17 protein-coding genes are annotated in these 18,597 nt (G+C 72.7%); 5 read left to right on the top strand and 12 right to left on the bottom strand.

Annotated elements, in window-relative coordinates; all coding sequences use genetic code 11:
• Positions 1 to 34: 34 nt before the first annotated feature.
• From ACZ7LY_RS25355 to afsQ1, 3 genes are all read right to left on the bottom strand, one after another.
• Positions 35 to 643 carry a hypothetical protein gene (locus ACZ7LY_RS25355; RefSeq protein ID WP_471626996.1) on the bottom strand — a complete coding sequence of 203 codons (609 nt, stop codon included), beginning with the start codon at positions 641 to 643 and terminating at the stop codon, positions 35 to 37.
• On the bottom strand, positions 640 to 2,199 hold the full coding sequence (locus tag ACZ7LY_RS25350; RefSeq protein ID WP_471627072.1) for an ATP-binding protein: 1,560 nt from the start codon (positions 2,197 to 2,199) through the stop codon (positions 640 to 642). The genes ACZ7LY_RS25355 and ACZ7LY_RS25350 overlap by 4 nt, the downstream gene beginning before the upstream one ends.
• A 110-nt stretch (positions 2,200 to 2,309) precedes the next feature.
• Positions 2,310 to 2,987 carry a two-component system response regulator AfsQ1 gene (gene afsQ1, locus ACZ7LY_RS25345; RefSeq protein ID WP_030682803.1) on the bottom strand — a complete coding sequence of 226 codons (678 nt, stop codon included), beginning with the start codon at positions 2,985 to 2,987 and terminating at the stop codon, positions 2,310 to 2,312.
• A gap of 192 nt (positions 2,988 to 3,179) precedes the next feature.
• Here afsQ1 and ACZ7LY_RS25340 point away from each other — a divergent pair, with 192 nt between their 5' ends.
• Positions 3,180 to 3,950: a SigE family RNA polymerase sigma factor gene (locus ACZ7LY_RS25340; RefSeq protein WP_471626995.1), complete on the top strand. Its 771-nt coding sequence runs from the start codon at positions 3,180 to 3,182 to the stop codon at positions 3,948 to 3,950.
• 462 nt (positions 3,951 to 4,412) lie between these two features.
• Here ACZ7LY_RS25340 and ACZ7LY_RS25335 read toward each other — a convergent pair whose 3' ends face one another.
• Entirely contained in the window at positions 4,413 to 5,030 is a 618-nt protein-coding gene (locus tag ACZ7LY_RS25335) for a uridine kinase family protein (protein WP_471626994.1), read from the bottom strand.
• Positions 5,031 to 5,198: 168 nt separating this feature from the next.
• On the opposite strand from ACZ7LY_RS25335, the gene ACZ7LY_RS25330 reads away from it, so the two are divergent.
• Entirely contained in the window at positions 5,199 to 5,615 is a 417-nt protein-coding gene (locus tag ACZ7LY_RS25330) for a hypothetical protein (RefSeq protein ID WP_471626993.1), read from the top strand.
• Positions 5,616 to 5,724: 109 nt separating this feature from the next.
• On the opposite strand, the gene ACZ7LY_RS25325 is transcribed toward ACZ7LY_RS25330, so the two are convergent.
• From ACZ7LY_RS25325 to deoC, 3 genes are read right to left on the bottom strand one after another with little or no spacing between them, the layout of a single operon-like run.
• A complete protein-coding gene (locus ACZ7LY_RS25325; protein ID WP_471626992.1) occupies positions 5,725 to 6,612 on the bottom strand; it encodes an aldehyde dehydrogenase family protein in 888 nt (295 codons plus the stop codon).
• Positions 6,605 to 8,071, bottom strand: coding sequence for an aldehyde dehydrogenase family protein (locus tag ACZ7LY_RS25320; RefSeq protein ID WP_471626991.1), 1,467 nt, complete (start codon positions 8,069 to 8,071; stop codon positions 6,605 to 6,607). Before ACZ7LY_RS25320 ends, ACZ7LY_RS25325 begins: the two co-directional genes overlap by 8 nt.
• A gap of 3 nt (positions 8,072 to 8,074) precedes the next feature.
• A complete protein-coding gene (deoC, locus tag ACZ7LY_RS25315) occupies positions 8,075 to 9,034 on the bottom strand; it encodes a deoxyribose-phosphate aldolase (RefSeq protein ID WP_471627071.1) in 960 nt (319 codons plus the stop codon).
• A gap of 383 nt (positions 9,035 to 9,417) precedes the next feature.
• Between deoC and ACZ7LY_RS25310 the strand changes: the two genes are divergently transcribed.
• On the top strand, positions 9,418 to 10,029 hold the full coding sequence (locus tag ACZ7LY_RS25310; protein WP_471626990.1) for a PH domain-containing protein: 612 nt from the start codon (positions 9,418 to 9,420) through the stop codon (positions 10,027 to 10,029).
• Between the two features lie 61 nt (positions 10,030 to 10,090).
• Here ACZ7LY_RS25310 and ACZ7LY_RS25305 read toward each other — a convergent pair whose 3' ends face one another.
• The 4 genes from ACZ7LY_RS25305 to ACZ7LY_RS25290 all read right to left on the bottom strand — a co-directional run bounded on the left by ACZ7LY_RS25305 (position 10,091) and on the right by ACZ7LY_RS25290 (position 14,806).
• Positions 10,091 to 11,290 carry a glycosyltransferase family 39 protein gene (locus tag ACZ7LY_RS25305; RefSeq protein WP_471626989.1) on the bottom strand — a complete coding sequence of 400 codons (1,200 nt, stop codon included), beginning with the start codon at positions 11,288 to 11,290 and terminating at the stop codon, positions 10,091 to 10,093.
• Between the two features lie 168 nt (positions 11,291 to 11,458).
• On the bottom strand, positions 11,459 to 13,108 hold the full coding sequence (locus ACZ7LY_RS25300) for a phospho-sugar mutase (RefSeq protein ID WP_471626988.1): 1,650 nt from the start codon (positions 13,106 to 13,108) through the stop codon (positions 11,459 to 11,461).
• Between the two features lie 59 nt (positions 13,109 to 13,167).
• Complete coding sequence (locus ACZ7LY_RS25295; protein WP_471626987.1) at positions 13,168 to 13,992, bottom strand: purine-nucleoside phosphorylase; 825 nt, start codon at positions 13,990 to 13,992, stop codon at positions 13,168 to 13,170.
• A gap of 376 nt (positions 13,993 to 14,368) precedes the next feature.
• The gene (locus tag ACZ7LY_RS25290; RefSeq protein ID WP_471626986.1) at positions 14,369 to 14,806 is read right to left on the bottom strand and encodes a gamma-glutamylcyclotransferase family protein; all 438 of its coding nucleotides are present in this window, start codon (positions 14,804 to 14,806) and stop codon (positions 14,369 to 14,371) included.
• A gap of 129 nt (positions 14,807 to 14,935) precedes the next feature.
• Here ACZ7LY_RS25290 and ACZ7LY_RS25285 point away from each other — a divergent pair, with 129 nt between their 5' ends.
• Positions 14,936 to 16,384: an NAD(P)H-quinone dehydrogenase gene (locus ACZ7LY_RS25285; RefSeq protein ID WP_471626985.1), complete on the top strand. Its 1,449-nt coding sequence runs from the start codon at positions 14,936 to 14,938 to the stop codon at positions 16,382 to 16,384.
• Positions 16,385 to 16,508: 124 nt separating this feature from the next.
• Entirely contained in the window at positions 16,509 to 17,462 is a 954-nt protein-coding gene (locus ACZ7LY_RS25280) for a DeoR/GlpR family DNA-binding transcription regulator (RefSeq protein ID WP_471626984.1), read from the top strand.
• Positions 17,463 to 17,769: 307 nt separating this feature from the next.
• On the opposite strand, the gene ACZ7LY_RS25275 is transcribed toward ACZ7LY_RS25280, so the two are convergent.
• Complete coding sequence (locus ACZ7LY_RS25275; protein WP_471626983.1) at positions 17,770 to 18,381, bottom strand: TetR/AcrR family transcriptional regulator; 612 nt, start codon at positions 18,379 to 18,381, stop codon at positions 17,770 to 17,772.
• Positions 18,382 to 18,597 lie beyond the last annotated feature (216 nt).

Below are 18,597 nucleotides of genomic sequence, written 5' to 3'. Positions count from 1 at the left end.
GTACGTCACCCGGTGGCGCGGCCCGATCCGCCGCTCAGCCGACCGTCTGGGCGGGCGCCGGGATCAGGCCCGGACGTGCCTTCACCGCGTCGGAGCACTCGTAGTCGCGCAGCGGATCGCGGCCAGGGCCGCCGAGCACCACATGACCGTCCGTCCCGGCCGTCGCCTTGTTGTGCGCGAACGTGCAGACGATCTGCGCCAGCGCGTACGGCGACAGGTCGTCGGGGCGCACGCTCAGCCGCAGCGCCTCGTCCGGGTCGCCCGCGCGCGGCCCGCCGACCCGGGTGCCGGGCCCGACGTCCGTGGAGTAGCCCGCCTGCCGCTCCTGCCCGCTCAGGGACCGCGCCAGCTCGCCGAGCAGCTCCTGCGCCACGACCACCCGGTCCGAGGTACGCCCCCGGTCCGGCGTCACCGTACGGTCCACCGTGACCAGTTGCGAGGTGCACACCAGATACACCTGTACGTCGAACTCGCCGGCCGCCCGCGCCGACACCCCGCCCGAGCCCGACAGCGAGCAGCCCACACGCGTGGGCGCCGCCCCGAAGTCCGTGGGCACCTCCGTGGACCGGATGCCGCAGCCCGCGAGCCCCGCCAGGGCCGCCGCAGCGCCGAGCAGCGCCGCCGGCCGTCCGCGCAGCCTCACCGCGCCCCACCGCCTTCCTGGGAGCCGGAGCCCTTGCCCTCGCAGCCGCGCGCCGCGTCCGCGGTCTCCCCGGCCTCGTCGTCGGTGCGCCGGGTCAGCGGCGACGCGTCCCGCGGCAGCCGCAGCGTGAACACGGCGCCGCCCTCGGGATGGTTGGCGGCCGTGATCTCGCCGCCGTGGATGTGCGCGTTCTCCATGGCGATCGACAGGCCGAGCCCGCTGCCCTCCGAACGCGGCCGGGACGCGCTCGCCTTGTAGAACCGGTCGAACACGTGCGGCAGCACCTCCTCGGGGATGCCGGGCCCGTGGTCCCGTACGTCGATGACCAGCTCCTCGCCCTCCGTGCGCACCGACACCCGCACCGGGGAGCCGCCGTGCTTGAGGGCGTTGCCGATGAGGTTCGCCAGGATCACGTCTAGGCGGCGCGGGTCGAGGCGGGCCATGTTGCCGCGCTCCGCGTCCAGTTCCACCGCGTCGAGCCAGGCGCGGGCGTCGATGCACGCGGTGATCTGGTCGGCGAGGTCCACGTCGTCGAGGACGAGCCGCGCGGTGCCCGCGTCGAAGCGGGTGACCTCCATCAGGTTCTCCACCAGATCGTTCAGCCGGCGCGTCTCGCTGACCACGAGCCGCACGGCCGGCTCGATCATCGGGTCCACCGAACCCGTCTCCGCGTCCAGCTCCTCCTCCAGCACCTCGGTCACCGCCGTGATCGCGGTCAGCGGGGTGCGCAGCTCATGCGACATGTCGGCGACGAACCGGCGCGAGGACTCGTCGCGGGCACTCATGTCCGCGACCTTCTTCTCCAGGTTCTCGGCCGTCTTGTTGAACGTCCGCGACAGCTCCGCCAGTTCGTCCGTGCCCGAGACCCGCAGCCGCGTGTCGAGCTTGCCCTCGCCGAGCCTGCGGGCGGCGACCCCGAGCCGGTGCACCGGCTTGAGCACGGTCGTCGCGGCGGCCTGCGCGAGCAGCGCCGAACCGATCAGCGCGAGCGCCGTGGCGATCCCCAGCGACCAGGCCAGCGAGTTGAGGTCCTTCGCCTCCGGCTCCAGCGACTTGAGCATGTAGCCCGTCGGCCCGCCGGCCACCTGCGCCCCGCCCACGAGGTACGGCGTGCCGTCCTGCGTCACCCGCTGCCAGTACAGGTGGTACGGGGCCTTGTTCCCGTCGGCGACCGGCTGCTTCTTCGCCACCGCGTCCCGCAGCGACCGCGGCACGTCCGCCGGGGTGAACGCGTCGAGGTCGGAGTTGCCGACGACCTGCCGCCCGTTCTCGTCGGTGTCGATGAGCAGCACGCTGAAGTGCTGGCTGCTGTCCGCCATCAGGTTCGCCGCGTGCTGCAACTCGCCCTGCGTCGGATGCTCCGGCAGCACCGCCGCCCGGTTCTGCATCTCCTGCTGGAAGTCGCTGAGCGCCGCGTCCTGCGTACGGGTCAGCACCGCCTCGCGGTTCAGCCAGTACGCGATGCCCGACGCGGAGACGGCGGCGGTCAGCGCCACCAGCGCGAACACCACCACCAGGCGCAGGCGCAGGCTCGTGAAGCGCAGCCCCGCGAGCAGGGCCCGGCGCGGGGTGGCGCGCGCGCCGGCGCCGGTGTCCTTGTCCTCGGGGTCCTCGTTGTCCTCGGGGTCCTCGGGGTCCTCAGGGTGCTGCGTGTCGTGCGGCTCGGTCACTGAGGCGTGTCCAGCCGGTAGCCCACTCCGCGTACGGTCCTGATCAGCGTCGGCGACGACGGGACGTCCTCCACCTTGGCGCGCAGCCGCTGCACACAGGCGTCGACGAGCCGCGAGTCACCGAGGTAGTCGTGCTCCCACACCAGGCGCAGCAACTGCTGGCGGGACAGGGCCTGCCCCGGGCGCCTGCTCAGTTCGAGCAGCAACCGCAGCTCGGTGGGCGTCAGTTGGAGGTCCTCGCCGTTCTTCGTGACCGTCATCGCGGCCCGGTCGATGACCAGCGAGCCGAACGACGCCGCGTCGTTGGCCTCCCGCTCCCCGCGCCGCAGCACGGCCCGGATCCGCGCGTCCAGGACACGGCCCTGCACCGGCTTCACCACGTAGTCGTCGGCGCCCGACTCCAGGCCCACCACCACGTCGATGTCGTCGCTGCGCGCGGTGAGCAGGATGATCGGCAACTGGTCCGTGCGCCGGATGCGCCGGCACACCTCGAACCCGTCGATGCCGGGCAGCATGACGTCGAGCACGATCAGATCGGGCCGCTGCTCACGCAACAGCTTCAGACCGTCCTCGCCGGTGGCAGCGGTGGCAACCCGGTGACCCTGGCGCGTAAGAGACAGCTCCAGGGCCGTACGGATGGCGTCGTCGTCCTCGATCAGCAACAGGGAAGGCACGAGCGCCATTCTTGCCTATGGGGGGCCTTTAGTTCGACCGCGTGAGCGCTCCCACACATGACTCGCACCGCGCCGGGCCCTGTGACAGGTCTGTGACAGTCGACGGACACCGTCATGAAGTCACCCCGGCAAGCTTTTGGTCATCGCACGAAGCAAGCTCACAGAACCGGACTCCACGACGGGGGGCGCGAGATGAACACGCTGCACAGCACCAGCTCAAGCGCTGTTGTCACGCGCCTGCACGATGTCGTCGTCCGGGCGGAGCGCCACGAGAAGTCCGGTGCCGTGAGCGGGCGGGGGTGCGCTCGCGGCACCGGGCGTCAGCACACCGGGTTCATCTCGGTGGTTGACGTGCACGGGGCGGTGGCCGACGGGGGAGACGGGGGCCACGGGGGAGCCGCGTACAGGGAGGACTCGGGGGAGCGCCGGCGCCCTTCCTTGTCGGAGGCCGAGTTCACGGCCTACGTCCAGGAGCGCCGCGCCTCCCTGTACGCCACCGCCTATCACCTCACCGGTGACCGTTACGAGGCCGAGGACCTGCTCCAGAGCGCGCTGTTCTCCACGTACCGGGCCTGGGACCGCATCAGCGACAAGGCCGCCGTCGGCGGGTATCTGCGCCGCACCATGACCAATCTGCACATCAGCGCGTGGCGGCGCCGCAAGCTGAACGAGTACCCGACCGAGGAACTGCCGGAGACGGCCGGGGACACGGACGCGATGCGGGGGACGGAGCTGCGGGCGGTGCTGTGGCAGGCGCTGGCCCGGCTGCCGGAACTCCAGCGCACGATGCTTGTGCTGCGGTATTACGAGGGTCGTACGGATCCGGAGATCGCGGAGATCCTCGACATCAGCGTCGGCACGGTGAAGTCCAGCATCTGGCGGTCTCTGCGGAGGCTTCGGGAGGACGAGGTGCTGGCGTTCGGGCGGGACCGGGACGAGTGCTTCGGGGAGCTTGTCGCGTAACGGGGGTTTCTTGATCCGGGGGATCGGGGGATCGGGGGAAACGGGGAGCACGGGGGTGCGGGCGGGACCGGAGGCCGGGGGGTCTTACGGTCCCGCTCCGTGTTGTGCGGGTACGACTCCCTCTGCGGGTGGGCGGGTCTTCTCGCGCAGTTCCCCGCGCCCCTATCGGGGCACGACCGTGCGTGGTCATCTGCGGGTGCGTGGGGCTTCTCGCGCAGTTCCCCGCGCCCCTGGAGGGAGCGGGGCTTCGCCCCAGCTCCCCAGGGGAGGAGGTGGCGACGTAGTCGCCCCTCCAGGGGCGCGGGGAACTGCGCGATCAGCCACGACGAAAGTCGAGGATCTAGACCACGGGCAGGCCCACTCACCCAGGGGCGCGGGGAACTGCGCGAGCGGCCACGACGAGAGTCGAGGGCGAGGAACCCGCCCGAAGGGGCACTTGGTGGGGGCCCGTAGGGCCTTGCTCTACGTCAGTTGGGGGGAGCGTAGGGGCGGGAGGGCCGTCGTGGCCTGGCGCGGAGTCAGAGGGCGGGCCCCCAAAGAGATCTGGCGGGCGACGATGTCCCGTTCCGCCCGCATCAACCGCCACCCCCGCCGAAGAAGAAACGGCACAGACTTCCGCCCCTCCCGAACATCCCGCACCAACCGCCGCCGGAACGTGGTCACCGCCCGCCCGCGCAAGCACACCGCGTCCTGGAGCACCCCCAGCTCCCGGCACCGCCCGACGATCTCCGCCGCGAAGATCCCCTCCGCGAGGAACACCGGCGCACCCCCCAGTTCCAGCACCCCGTGCCCGACACGCGCGCTGGCGGAGATGTCGTACACGGGAACATCCGTACGCCCCCGCTCGCACAGCGCCACGATCGCCGCGACGGCCGCGTCGGCGTCCCAGGAGCCGGGGGAGTCCCAGTCGATGTCGGAACTGCCCGCGACGAGGGGCAGGGAGGGGTCGTCGCCCTCCTTGTAGAAGTCGTCGAGGCAGAGCACAGGCAGCCCGGAACGGGCCGCGAAGGACGACTTGCCACAGCCGGAGGGACCGGTCACCAGGACGACCCGGGCGGGTATCGGAGGAAGCGCACTCACGAGAGTCCAGTGTGCGGCATGCGCGCCCCGCCCCGGGACCCCGCGTGGTGACGTTTGTGGCACGACCGGAGTCAACTACGCTACGCGGTCAGGCGATCACAGTCACGGACATCCGTCCCGGACACCCCGGGCGGACACCACCGTCACGAAAGGCTCAGGCACCGCACCATGGCCCGACACGCAGACCCCCACACCCCCGACACCGCCCCCGGCACCCGCGCCCGCCGCGCCCTGCTGCGCGCGGGCCTGACGATGGCCGCGACCGGCGCGGTCGTCGCCGGCGGCGCGAGCGTGGCGCAGGCGGCGGCCCCGGCGGACGCCGGCCTTCCCGCCGCGGCCGGCGCGCTCGACCCGGTCACGCAGTCCGTCGGCGCCGCGACGACGTACGGCCTCGGCCCCGTGAAGAACCTGCGGCTCGACCCGCTGTCCGGCACCGGCGTGGACCCCCTCGACAACGCGGTCGGCACCCAGATCGCCGACTTCAAGCCGCTGTCCACCGCCGCCGTCACCGACCCGGTCACCAAGGGCGGCGCCCTCAAGGACCTCCCGGTCCTCGGCGCGGCCACGGGCCTCCTGCCGGGCTGAGCCCCACCCCGTACGGCAGAGGTCCCGTACGGGAAAGGCTCCGTACGGGAAAGGCCCCGCACCCTCCCGGACGGGGGAGGGGCGGGGCCTTGGCGTGGGGCCGTGGGCGTCAGTAGGACGAGCCGGAGGCGCCCAGGGAGCCCGTCGGGTGCCAGACCGTCTTCGTCTCCAGGAAGTACGTCAGGCGGTCCGTGCCGGGGTCGGCGGTGAAGTCCTCCACAGGCTGTGGACGGCGTACCCGCTTGAGGTTGTCGGCGGCGGCGATCTCCAGCTCCTTCGCCAGCCCCGCGTCCGCGCCGGTCAGGTCGATGCCGTTGACGTCCTGGTGCGCGGCGAGGGCCGGGGCGATCTCCGCGGCCTTGCCGGACAGGATGTTGACGACGCCGCCGGGCACGTCCGATGTGGCCAGCACCTCGCCGAAGGAGAGCGCGGGCAGCGGGGAACGCTCGTCGGCGATCACCACCGCCGTGTTGCCCGTGGCGATGACCGGGGCGAGCACCGAGACCAGGCCGAGCAGCGAGGACCCGCGCGGCGCGAGCACGGTCACGACGCCGGTCGGCTCGGGCGTGGACAGGTTGAAGAAGGGGCCCGCGACCGGGTTCGCGCCGCCCGCCACCTGGGCGACCTTGTCGGTCCAGCCCGCGTACCAGACCCAGCGGTCGATCGCCGCGTCCACCTGCGCGGCCGCCTTGGACTTCGACAGGCCCTCCGCCTCGGCGACCTCGCGCACGAACTGCTCGCGGCGGCCCTCCAGCATCTCGGCGACGCGGTAGAGCACCTGCCCGCGGTTGTACGCCGTCGCGCCCGACCAGCCGCCGAACGCCTTGCGCGCGGCGACGACCGCGTCACGGCCGTCCTTGCGGGAGGACTGGGGGGCATGGGCGAGCCAGGCGCCCTTCGCGTCGGTCACTTCGTACACCCGGCCGCTCTCGGAACGCGGGAACTTCCCGCCCACGTACAGCTTGTAAGTCTTGAGGACACTCAAACGGTCAGACACTGAGGTACGCCTCCAGGCCGTGACGGCCGCCCTCCCGGCCGAAGCCGGACTCCTTGTAGCCGCCGAACGGCGAGGTCGGGTCGAACTTGTTGAACGTGTTGGCCCATACGACCCCGGCACGCAGCTTGTTCGCCACGGCGAGGATGCGGGAGCCCTTCTCGGTCCAGATGCCGGCCGAGAGCCCGTACTGCGTGTTGTTGGCCTTCGCCACCGCCTCCTCGGGCGTGCGGAAGGTCAGCACCGACAGGACCGGGCCGAAGATCTCGTCGCGCGCGACGGTGTGCGCCTGCGTGACGTTCGTGAACAACGTCGGCGCGAACCAGTAGCCGGAGCCCGGCAGTTCGCACGGCGCGGACCAGCGCTCGGCGCCCTCCGCCTCACCGGTCTCGACGAGCGCGGTGATACGGGCGAGCTGCTCCGCGGAGTTGATCGCGCCGATGTCGGTGTTCTTGTCGAGCGGGTCGCCGAGGCGCAGCGTGGACAGGCGGTTCTTCAGGCGCTCCAGCAGCTCGTCCTGGATCGACTCCTGGACCAGCAGGCGCGAGCCCGCGCAGCAGACCTGGCCCTGGTTGAAGAAGATGCCGGTGACGATGCCCTCGACGGCCTGGTCGAGCGGGGCGTCGTCGAACACGATGTTCGCGCCCTTGCCGCCCAGCTCCAGCGTGAGCTTCTTGTCGGTGCCCGCGACCGTACGGGCGATCTCCTTGCCGACCGCGGTGGAACCGGTGAACGCCACCTTGTTCACATCCGGGTGCGCGACGAGCGCGGCGCCCGCGTCCCCGTACCCGGGAAGGATGTTGACGACGCCCTTGGGCAGGCCCGCCTGGCGGCAGATGTCCGCGAAGAACAGCGCGGACAGGGGGGTCGTCTCGGCGGGCTTGAGGACCACCGTGTTGCCCGTGGCGAGCGCCGGGGCGATCTTCCACGCGAGCATCAGCAGCGGGAAGTTCCACGGGATGACCTGGCCGGCGACGCCGAGCGGCGCCGGGTTCGGGCCGAGGCCCGCGTGGTCGAGCTTGTCGGCCCAGCCCGCGTAGTAGAAGAAGTGCGCGGCGACCAGCGGCAGGTCCGCGTCGCGCGTCTCGCGGATCGGCTTGCCGTTGTCCAGGGTCTCCAGGACGGCCAGCTCGCGGCTGCGCTCCTGGATGATGCGGGCGATACGGAAGAGGTACTTGCCGCGCTCGGCGCCCGGCAGCGCCGACCACTTCTCGAACGCCTTGCGGGCGGCCTTCACGGCGCGCTCGACGTCCGCCTCACCGGCCTGCGCGACCTCGGAGAGGACCTCCTCGGTCGCGGGGGAGACGGTCTTGAAGACCTTGCCGTCGGCGGCCTCGGCGAACTCGCCGTCGATGAACAGGCCGTAGGACGGCGCGATGTCGACGACCGAGCGGGACTCGGGGGCGGGAGCGTACGTGAACACGGATGCCTTGCTGGGAGCGGGGGTCGGGGAGGAGGTCATGGGTCAGTCCACCGTCACGTAGTCGGGGCCGGAGTAGCGGCCGGTGGCCAGCTTCTGGCGCTGCATCAGCAGGTCGTTGAGCAGGCTGGAGGCGCCGAACCTGAACCAGTGGTTGTCCAGCCAGTCCTCGCCCGCCGTCTCGTTGACCAGGACGAGGAACTTCACCGCGTCCTTCGCGGTACGGATGCCTCCGGCGGGCTTCACGCCGACCTGGACGCCGGTCGCGGCGCGGAAGTCGCGGACCGCCTCCAGCATCAGCAGCGTGTTCGCCGGGGTGGCGTTGACGGCGACCTTGCCGGTCGACGTCTTGATGAAGTCGGCGCCGGCCAGCATGCCGAGCCAGCTCGCGCGGCGGATGTTGTCGTACGTGGACAGCTCACCCGTCTCGAAGATGACCTTGAGCCGGGCCGGCCCACTGGCCTCCTTCACCGCGCGGATCTCCTCGTAGACCTTCATGTAGTGGCCGGCGAGGAAGGCGCCGCGGTCGATGACCATGTCGATCTCGTCGGCGCCGGCGGCGACGGCCTCGCGGACGTCCCCGAGCTTGACCTCCAGGGCCGCGCGGCCCGCCGGGAACGCGGTGGCCACCGAGGCGACCTTCACGTCCGTGCCGGCGACGGCGGCCTTCGCGGTCTCCACCATGTCCGGGTAGACGCAGACCGCGGCGGTACGGGGGGTCGTGCGGTCCGTCGGGTCCGGGTGGACGGCCTTCGCGCCGAGGGCCCGGACCTTGCCCGGGGTGTCGGCGCCCTCCAGGGTCGTCAGGTCGATCATCGAGATGGCCAGGTCGATGGCGTACGCCTTCGCCGTGGTCTTGATGGAACGCGTGCCGAGGGAGGCGGCCCGCGCCTCCAGGCCCACCGCGTCGACGCCGGGCAGGCCCTGCAGGAAGCGGCGCAGGGTGCTCTCGGACGCGGTCGCGTGGGACAGGGGGTGGGCGTCTTGGGCGGGTGCAGTGGGCATGGTCACGAGGGGAGCATATCTACGCGCGTAGCGGCTGTACAGATCCCTCAGCGGAAGCGGCCCTCTCTTGCTGAACGCCGGCGCGGGTCGTACTCCGTCTGCGGGTGGGTGGGGGCTGGTCGCGCAGTTCCCCGCGCCCCTGAAGAAGCGGGGCTCCGCCCCAGCTTCCCCAGGGGGGAGGCGGCGACGCAGTCGCCCCGACAGGGGCGCGGGGAACTGCGCGACCAGCCACGACGAATGTCGAGGACACCCACCGGCCGGAGCCACCCACCCACCCCAGGGGCGCGGGGAACTGCGCGAATAGGAGCCCCGGGTTCCGGGTGAGGGGGCGTGAGGGGATCCCGGGGCCCACCCCGGAGGGCCGCGGCTGGCATCATCAGGGCATGAGTCGCGCCCCCGCCGAAAACCCGGACCGCATCTACCGGTCCCCCGCCGGCATCGCAGGCGGCGTCATCCTGCTCGTCCTGGCCGCCTGGCTCGGCTACGACGCCCTCGCCAACGGCACGGGCCGCGTCCCCTGGCTGGCCCTCGCGGGCCTCCTGTTCGGCGTCCCGCTGGCCGTCGCGTTCACCATCCGCCCCGCGGTGTACGCCAACGAGGACCGCCTGCGCATCCGTAACCCGTTCCGCGTGATCACCCTCCCCTGGGCGACGGTCACCTCGTTCCGCTCGGGTTATTCCAACGAGGTGCTGGACACGGACGGCACCAAGTACCAGCTCTGGTCGATCCCCGTCTCGCTCCGCGCCCGCCGCAAGGCGCAGCGCCGGCAGGCCCGCGCCGAGACCAGCCAGGCCCGCAGGCCCTCGCAGACCCCGCTGCCGGCGCCCCCGCCGCCCGGCGGCGACCAGGCCATGGACGAACTGCGCGAGCTGCACAGCTCCCGGGCCGCCGCGAAGACCTCGCAGGGCGAGCCCGCGGTCCGCTGGGCCTACGAGATCATCGCCCCGGCCGTCGCCGGCGCCGTACTGCTGCTCGTCCTCATCCTGACGGGCTGACCGCCCTGGACGCGGCCGCCCGGGACGCGGCGGCCGCCCGGGACGCGGCGGCCGCCCCCGCTCAGGGCGCGCTCGGCCAGACAAGCAGCATGTACGGCCCCCAGTACGCCCCGCACAGCACCGCCCCCGCCACCCCGAGCGTGAGGTACCGCCGCGAGGCGCGCGCCAGCACCAGCGCCACCGGCAGCAGCAGCGGGAAGGCCGGCAGCAGGAACCGGGCGCGGGAGAAGTAGACGCCGCCGCTGCCGAGGGTGATCACGAGCAGCAGGCCCGTGAAGACCAGCAGGGGCAGCGGCTGGCGGTCGCACACCGACAGCACCCACAGCAGCGCCGACACGAGCAGCACGGCGGACACCATCACGAGGAACAGCGACGGCGACGACTCGTACGCGAAAAGCGCCCGCATCCGGCGCAGGGTCTCGACGCCGCCGTCCAGCTCGTTGGACCAGAGCTTCTGGACGGCGAAGTAGCCGTCGACGCGCCCGACGCGCAGGCCGACCCAGCCCACGTACGCGCACCAGCCGACCGGTGCGAGCAGCGTGCCCGCGAGGACCGGCCAGGAGAAGCGGCGGCGCAGCGCGAGCAGCCCGCACAGGGTGACGGCGGCGGCCACCGCGACGCCGGTCGGCCGGGTCAGCCCGGCGAGCGTGGCGAGCGCGCCCGCGGCCGGCCAGCGCCCGGTGAGGACGGCGTACAGGGACCACGCGGCGAGCGCCGTGAACAGGGACTCGGTGTAGCCCATCCACTGCACGAGCGCGACCGGCAGGCAGGCCCACAGGAAGGCCAGCAGCGTGCCGACGCGGCGCCCGTACAGCCGGTCGCCGACGGCGAAGACGCCCCACGCGGCGACGAACGAGCAGACGACCGCGAGCACGAGCCCCACGCTCGCCCGCGACCCGGGGGTGACGGCGGCGACGGCCTTGACGAGATACGGGTACAGCGGGAAGAAGGCCAGGTTGTTGGCGTTGTGGGCGGTGCCGAGGGCGTGCTCGTAGCCGTGGGCGGCGATGCCCAGGTACCACTGGGAGTCCCAGTCGTCGGCGAGCGCGGGCCAGATGCCGTGCCCCTTGCGGTGCGACCAGACGCCGAACACCGCGAGGACGACGAGGCGCACGGCGGCGTACGCGAGCAGCGCGGGCGCGGCGCGACGCAGCGAACGGACGGCATGGGCGCGCAGCCCGGTGAGCGCGGCGCCCCGGTCGGGACGCGGGCGGCGTGCCCGGGGGAGGTGGGGGGCCTCGGGGACAGCGGTCGGGGGCACGTCTGCGGCTCCTGCGGGACGGGGTGCGGGGGTGCGGGGGGAACCCTCCCCTGGCACCCGCCCCCTGTCGCGCGACGTTCCGTCAACTGCCCCGCATGAATCACCCGTACGAGCGACAGCCCGCCCCCGGGAAGGGACGGGCTGTCGCAGGTGGGCGCGCGGGCGAGCTCAGATGCCGGCCGCCGCCGCGAGGTCCTTCTTGAGCGCGTCGAGCCGCGCGGCCGCCGCCGTACGGGCCTCGGGCAGCGCCTCCCGGTCCGCGACGGGCACGACGACCTCCAGGTAGCACTTGAGCTTGGGCTCGGTGCCGGACGGGCGGACGATGACGCGCGCGCCGTCCATCGTGTAACGCAGGCCGTCCGTCGGCGGCAGACCGCCGGCGCCCGCCGACAGGTCCTGCGCCGCGACCACCGCGAGGCCCGCGAGCCGCGCCGGGGGCCGCTCGCGCAGCCGCCGCATGGCGTCCGCGATCACCGTCAGGTCCTCGACCCGCACGCTGAGCTGGTCCGTCGCGTGCAGCCCGTGCGCGAGCGCCAGGTCGTCGAGCGCGTCCAGGAGCGTACGGCCCTGCTCCTTCAGCTCGCTCGCCAGCTCGGCCACGAGCAGCGCGGCCGTGATGCCGTCCTTGTCGCGCACGCCCTCGGGGTCGACGCAGTAGCCGAGCGCCTCCTCGTAGCCGTAGCGCAGGCCCTCGACGCGGGCGATCCACTTGAACCCGGTCAGCGTCTCCTCGTACGGCAACGACGCCGCCTCGGCGATCCGGCCGAGCAGCGACGACGAGACGATGGACTCCGCGAGGACGCCCGTGACGCCGCGCCGCACGAGGTGCGCGGCGAGCAGCGCGCCCACCTCGTCGCCGCGCAGCATCCGCCAGCCGCCGCCGGGCCCCGCGACCGCGACGGCGCAGCGGTCGGCGTCCGGGTCGTTGGCGATGATCAGGTCGGGGGCCTCGGCCAGCGCGCCGGCCGTGGCGAACGACAGGTCCATCGCGCCCGGCTCCTCCGGGTTCGGGAACGCGACCGTCGGGAAGTCCGGGTCCGGCTCCGCCTGCTCGGCCACGAGCACCGGCGCGGGGAAGCCCGCGCGGGCGAACGCGGCGAGCAGCGTCTCCTTGCCGACGCCGTGCATCGCCGTGTAGACGGCGCGCGCGGTGCGCGGCGAACCGGCGGCGAGCACCGCGTCCGTACGCGCGAGGTAGGCGTCGAGGACCTCGTCGCCGAGGACCTGCCAGCCGCTCTCGGGGCGCGGCACGTCGTGCAGCGAGGCCACCGCCGCGATCTCGGCGGCGATCTCCGCGTCGGCGGGCGGCACGATCTGCGAACCGTCGCCCAGGTACACCTTGTAGCCGTTGTCCCGGGGCGGGTTGTGCGAGGCGGTGACCTCCACGCCCGCGACCGCGCCCAGATGCCGGATGGCGAACGCGAGGACCGGCGTCGGCAGCGGGCGCGGCAGCAGCGCGGCGCGCAGCCCCGCCCCCACCATGACGGCGGCCGTGTCGCGCGCGAACTCCGCCGACTTGTGACGCGCGTCGTAGCCGATCACCACGACGCCGTCCGTCTGCCCCTTGGCCTTCAGATACGCGGCCAGGCCGGCGGCGGCCCGGATCACCACCGCGCGGTTCATCCGCATCGGGCCCGCGCCCAGCTCCCCGCGCAGCCCCGCCGTACCGAACTGCAGCGTGCCCGAGAACCGCTCGGTGAGCGCCGCGAGATCGCCGGACCCGATGAGCGCCGAGAGTTCCGCGCGGGTCTCCGGGTCGGGGTCCTCGGCCAGCCAGGCCCTGGCGAGATCGTGGGTCGCGGTGCCTTCTACGGTCACGGTTCGCATTCCTTCAGACGGACGTACGGGTACGAGTACGGGTACGGGGGCCCCGGGGCTCAGAGCTTGGCGAGGACCTGCGTGAGCAGTTCACCCATGCGGGCGGCGGAGTCGCGGCCGGCCTGGAGGACCTCCTCGTGGTTGAGGGGTTCGCCGGACAGGCCCGCGGCCAGGTTCGTCACCAGCGAGATGCCGAGCACCTCCGCGCCCGCCTCCCGGGCCGCGATGGCCTCGAGGACGGTGGACATGCCGACGAGGTCCGCGCCGAGGATGCCGGCCATGCGGACCTCGGCCGGGGTCTCGTAGTGCGGGCCGGGGAACTGGGCGTAGACGCCCTCCTCAAGGGAGGGGTCGATCTCCTGGCACAGGGCGCGCAGGCGCGGCGAGTACAGGTCCGTGAGGTCCACGAAGTTCGCGCCGACGATGGGGGAGGTGGCGGTCAGGTTGATGTGGTCCGAGATGAGGACCGGCTGGCCCGGGCGCATGCCTTCGCGCAGGCCGCCGCAGCCGTTCGTCAGCACGATCGTCTTGCAGCCCGCGGCGGCGGCGGTGCGGACGCCGTGGGCGACGGAGGCGACGCCGCGGCCCTCGTAGTAGTGCGTACGGCCCAGGAAGACCAGGGCGCGCTTCTCGCCGACCTGGTACGAGCGCACCTTGCCGCCGTGGCCGGCGACCGCGGCGCCGGTGAAGCCCGGCAGCTCGGTGAAGGGGAACTCGGCGGCGGGCGCGCCCAGCGCCTCGGCGGCGGGGGCCCAGCCGGAGCCCATCACCAGGGCGACGTCGTGGGTCTCGGCGCCGGTCAGCTCGCGCAGGCGGGCGGCGGCGTCGGTGGCGACGGCGTAGGGGTCGCCCTGCAGGTGGTCCGGGGTAACTGATGCGTTCACGCGGTTGAGGGTAGCGGGTGATTGCCTACGCGCGTAGATGACGGGCCCCACGGGTTTGGCTCCGCGGACTTGTATCTTCTGCCCAAAGGCGGGGCTGGCCTGGGGTTTTTCCACCCGGGGTGGGGGCGCGACGGTCGTCCACCTTTCGCCGGGTGGCCGGCTGGTCGCGCAGTTCCCCGCGCCCCTAGGAGGGGCGACTGCGTCGCCACCTCCTCCCCTGGGGAGCCGGGGCGAAGCCCCGCTCCTCAGGGGCGCGGGGAACTGCGCGAGAAGCCCCACCGGCCGCAAGATGGCCGACTACCCAGGGGCGCGGGGAACTGCGCGAACGGTTGCTACAGCGGGCCCGAGCCGAGAAACTTCCCCGGGGCCGGAGGCTTCAGCAAGGGCGTTTGCGGAGTTCTGTCACGTAGTCGTGGGGCGCCCCCGCGGACTCCGCCGCATCGGCGATCTCCCCGAGGTAACGGGCCGACGGCAGCCCCCCTTCGTACCCGTTCAGCACGTAGACCCAGGCCGCCTCACCCCCGTCCAACGTATCCACCCGCACCCGCATCCGCCGGTAGATGTCGAGCCCGACACCCTCCCAGCGGTCCATGGACTCCTCGTCCATCGGCGCGATGTCGTACAGCGCGACGAAGACCTGGGAACGCGGCGCCTCCACGATCGTGGCGAGCGCGCCTTCCCAGCCCATGTGCTCGCCCCCGAACGTCAGCCGCCACCCGTTCAGCCAACCGGTCGCGCGCAGCGGCGAGTGCGGGGCGCGGCGCGTCATGAGCCGCGGGTCGAGATTGCCGGCGTACGCGGCGTAGAGCGACATGGGATCGAGGGTACGTCAGAGGGCTCATCCGTCTCCCGCGTAACGGAATCCCCCCTCCGAACAGGCGAGGCGCGCCCGGCGACCCGGACGGGGGCCCCGGCGCGGTGCGGAGTTGAAGCGTGCGGGACAATGGAGTACGTGACTCGGATCGTGATCATTGGCGGCGGACCTGGCGGATACGAGGCGGCACTGGTGGCCGCGTCGCTCGGCGCGGAGGTGACCGTCGTCGACTGCGACGGCCTGGGCGGTGCGTCGGTGCTCACCGACTGCGTGCCGTCGAAGACCCTGATCGCCACGGCCGAGGTGATGACCACCTTCGACTCCTCCTACGAGGAGCTGGGCATCATCGTCGAGGACGACACGCCGGACCCGGACTCCCCGGCCCGCGTCGTCGGCGTCGACCTCGGCAAGGTCAACCGCCGTGTGAAGCGCCTCGCGCTCGCCCAGTCCCACGACATCACCGCGTCCGTCACCCGCGCGGGCGCGCGCGTGCTGCGCGGCCGGGGCCGGCTCCAGGGCCAGCAGGACCTCGACGGCTCCCGCAAGGTGATCGTCACCGCGGCCGACGGCACCGAGGAGACGCTGACCGCCGACGCCGTGCTGATCGCCACCGGCGGCCACCCCCGCGAGGTCCCCGACGCCCAGCCCGACGGCGAGCGCATCCTCAACTGGACGCAGGTCTACGACCTGGAGGAGCTGCCCGAGGAACTGATCGTGGTCGGTTCCGGTGTCACCGGCGCCGAGTTCGCCGGGGCCTACCAGGCGCTCGGCTCGAAGGTCACCCTCGTCTCGTCCCGCGACCGCGTGCTGCCCGGCGAGGACCCGGACGCCGCCGCGGTCCTTGAGGACGTGTTCCGGCGCCGCGGGATGAACGTCATGGCCCGTTCGCGCGCCGCCTCCGCCAAGCGCGTCGGCGACCGCGTCGAGGTCACGCTCGCCGACGGCCGCGTCATCTCCGGCACGCACTGCCTGATGGCGGTCGGCGCCATCCCCAACAGCGCGGGCCTCGGCCTGGAGGAAGCGGGCGTCAAGCTCAAGGACTCCGGGCACATCTGGACCGACAAGGTCTCCCGTACGACCGCTCCCGGCGTGTACGCGGCCGGAGACGTGACCGGTGTCTTCGCGCTCGCCTCGGTCGCCGCGATGCAGGGCCGTATCGCCATGTACCACTTCCTGGGCGACGCGGTGGCCCCGCTCAACCTCAAGACGGTCTCCTCGAACGTCTTCACCGACCCCGAGATCGCCACCGTCGGCTACTCCCAGGCCGACGTCGACGGCGGCAAGATCGACGCCCGGGTCGTGAAGCTGCCGCTGCTGCGCAACCCGCGCGCGAAGATGCAGGGCATCCGGGACGGCTTCGTCAAGATCTTCTGCCGGCCGGGCACCGGGATCGTGGTCGGCGGTGTGGTCGTCGCGCCGCGCGCCTCGGAACTGATCCACCCCATCTCGATCGCGGTCGACAACAATCTGACGGTCGAGCAGATCGCCAACGCGTTCACCGTGTACCCCTCGCTGTCCGGCTCGATCGCCGAGGTCGCGCGCCAGCTCCACACCCGTAAGACGGCCGAGGAGGGCTGAGCGGGCGGGGCGCGTGCGGCACCCGGACGCGCCTATACCACTTCCGGGGTTCCGCTGCGAACAGAATCGGTAAATCGGCGCATACTGCTGAAAGCAGACGGTCGTTGGGGTTACTGTCAGTTTCGTGTTCGCTGCAGAACGTCGTCAATTGATCCTCGAAATGGTGCGCGCCAACGGAGCCGTGTCGCTCCGTGAGCTCGCCCGCGTCGTCCAGACCTCCGAAGTGACCGTACGGCGGGACGTGCGCGCACTGGAGGCAGAAGGACTCCTCGACCGCCGGCACGGCGGTGCGGTACTGCCGGGCGGGTTCACGCGAGAGTCCGGCTTTCCGCAGAAGTCCCATCTCGCGACCGCGGAGAAGACGGCCATCGCCGATCTCGCCGCGGGGCTCGTCGAAGAGGGCGAGGCCATCGTGGTCGGCGCCGGTACGACCACGCAGGAGCTGGCCCGCCGGCTCGCGCGGGTCCCCGGGCTGACCGTCGTCACGAACTCCCTGCTGGTGGCGCAGGCGCTCGCCCACGCCAACCGCGTCGAGGTCGTGATGACCGGTGGCACCCTGCGCGGGTCCAACTACGCGCTGGTGGGCAGCGGGGCGGAGCAGTCCTTGCAGGGGCTGAGAGTCAGCCGGGCGTTCCTGTCGGGCAGCGGTCTGACCGCCGAGCGCGGGCTCTCCACGTCCAACATGCTCTCCGCCTCCGTCGACCGGGCGCTCGTGCAGGCCGCCGCGGAGGTCGTCGTGCTCGCGGACCACTCCAAGCTCGGGACGGACACGATGTTCCAGACCGTGCCGACGGATGTGATCACGCGGCTCGTCACGGACGAACCGCCCGCGCATGACGATCGTGCGGCTACGGAATTGCAGGCGCTGGCCGATCAAGGGGTGCAGATCGCTGTCGCGGGGGCGGGGGCCTCCGGCGGGGGTGCGGAATCCGGGGGGGCGGCGCGGCAGCAGCGGCGGGATGTGCCGCTTCCTGGGCAGCGGCGGGTTGCGCCTGGGGGGCATCCGTTGCGCAGTGCGGCTTCGCTGGACGCGGGGCCGGATCGAACCCCCCGAGTAGCCGACCTCCGCCGCCGCTGATCTTTGCCGGAACTGGCCTCGCCGCCAACTTCCAGCCCCTCCGGCGCTTGAGGAGCGGGGCCTGGGGCAGCGCCCCAGAGTGCCGGGTGCGTCGTGGCCGCTCGCGCAGTTCCCCGCGCCCCTTACGGGGCTGCCAGCCCCGGCACTTTTCAGGCGCCCCCGCCTCCGTCGCCTTGGGCAGTCTGCCGCCTGGGGCGGCACGGGTGGGCAAGGCGGCCCCCAGCGCCGGGTGAGTGCACGTTGTGCCTCGGGTGCAGCCCCGGTGGGGCTTCTCGCGCAGTTCCCCGCGCCCCTGGAGGGGCTGGGCTCAGCGCTGGTCAATCAAGCCCCCCGGCGATTGAGGGGTGAGGCCGTGGAGGGTGAGGGTGAGGAGGCGGTCGGCCAGCGCCGGGTCCGAGGGCGTCTCCTCAGCGGCCAGCGCAATCGCATTGGTGAGCTGCAACAGATCCGAGATGGACACGTCCCGCCGAACCGCCCCCGCGTCCTGCGCCCGCGCCAACAACGCCTGCCCCGCCCCCCGCATGGGATCACTGCACCGCGACAACGCCGAACTCGCGTCCTGCGAAGCCGACATGAGCGCCCGGGAAAGCCCCCGGTACTCACCGGCATGCCGAATGATCTCCCGCAGCCACTCCACGAGCGCCGCACACGGCTGAGGCGCGTCCAGCAGGGCCCGCGACCGGTCGAGAAGGTCACCGACGGCCTCCTCGAACACGGCGCTCATCAGCGCGTGCCGGTTCGGGAAGTGCCGGTAGAGCGTGCCGATGCCGACGCCCGCCGCACGGGCCACGTCCTCCAGGGAAGCCCCGGTCCCGTGCTCGGCGAACGCCTTGCGCGCCTGCGCCAGCAGCCGCTCGTAGTTGCGCCGCGCGTCCGCCCGCATGGGACGGGCGCGATCGTGCTCGGTGCCGGTCGTCATCGGGGGCCTCCCTGGGCGTGCGCGGGGCTTCCAAGGATGCCTGATCCCGGCCCGGGGCGAGCCCCAGGCCCGCAGGCAAAGGGCGAGGGCCCGCCGGACCAGCTACGGTCCGACAGGCCCTCCTAGGGCGTGTCCGCAAAGTCCCGTCTGCCCCGCGACGCCTGGCACGCACTCTCGCCGCACCGGGCGTAAGGCCAAGTACATCCAGTACGAGGC

This window comes from Streptomyces sp. NPDC107550 (assembly GCF_055639095.1).
This window is presented reverse-complemented; position numbering and strand designations above follow the sequence as displayed.

What these genes read in the sequence shown, in the direction of transcription:
- ACZ7LY_RS25340 (WP_471626995.1), top strand. Translation starts at nt 3,180, where the DNA reads ATGAACACGCTGCACAGCACCAGCTCAAGCGCTGTTGTCACGCGCCTG.
- ACZ7LY_RS25310 (WP_471626990.1), top strand. Translation starts at nt 9,418, where the DNA reads ATGAGTCGCGCCCCCGCCGAAAACCCGGACCGCATCTACCGGTCCCCC.
- ACZ7LY_RS25330 (WP_471626993.1), top strand. Translation starts at nt 5,199, where the DNA reads ATGGCCCGACACGCAGACCCCCACACCCCCGACACCGCCCCCGGCACC.
- ACZ7LY_RS25290 (WP_471626986.1), bottom strand. Translation starts at nt 14,806, where the DNA reads ATGTCGCTCTACGCCGCGTACGCCGGCAATCTCGACCCGCGGCTCATG.
- ACZ7LY_RS25320 (WP_471626991.1), bottom strand. Translation starts at nt 8,071, where the DNA reads ATGACCTCCTCCCCGACCCCCGCTCCCAGCAAGGCATCCGTGTTCACG.
- deoC (WP_471627071.1), bottom strand. Translation starts at nt 9,034, where the DNA reads ATGCCCACTGCACCCGCCCAAGACGCCCACCCCCTGTCCCACGCGACC.
- ACZ7LY_RS25285 (WP_471626985.1), top strand. Translation starts at nt 14,936, where the DNA reads ATGGAGTACGTGACTCGGATCGTGATCATTGGCGGCGGACCTGGCGGA.
- ACZ7LY_RS25275 (WP_471626983.1), bottom strand. Translation starts at nt 18,381, where the DNA reads ATGACGACCGGCACCGAGCACGATCGCGCCCGTCCCATGCGGGCGGAC.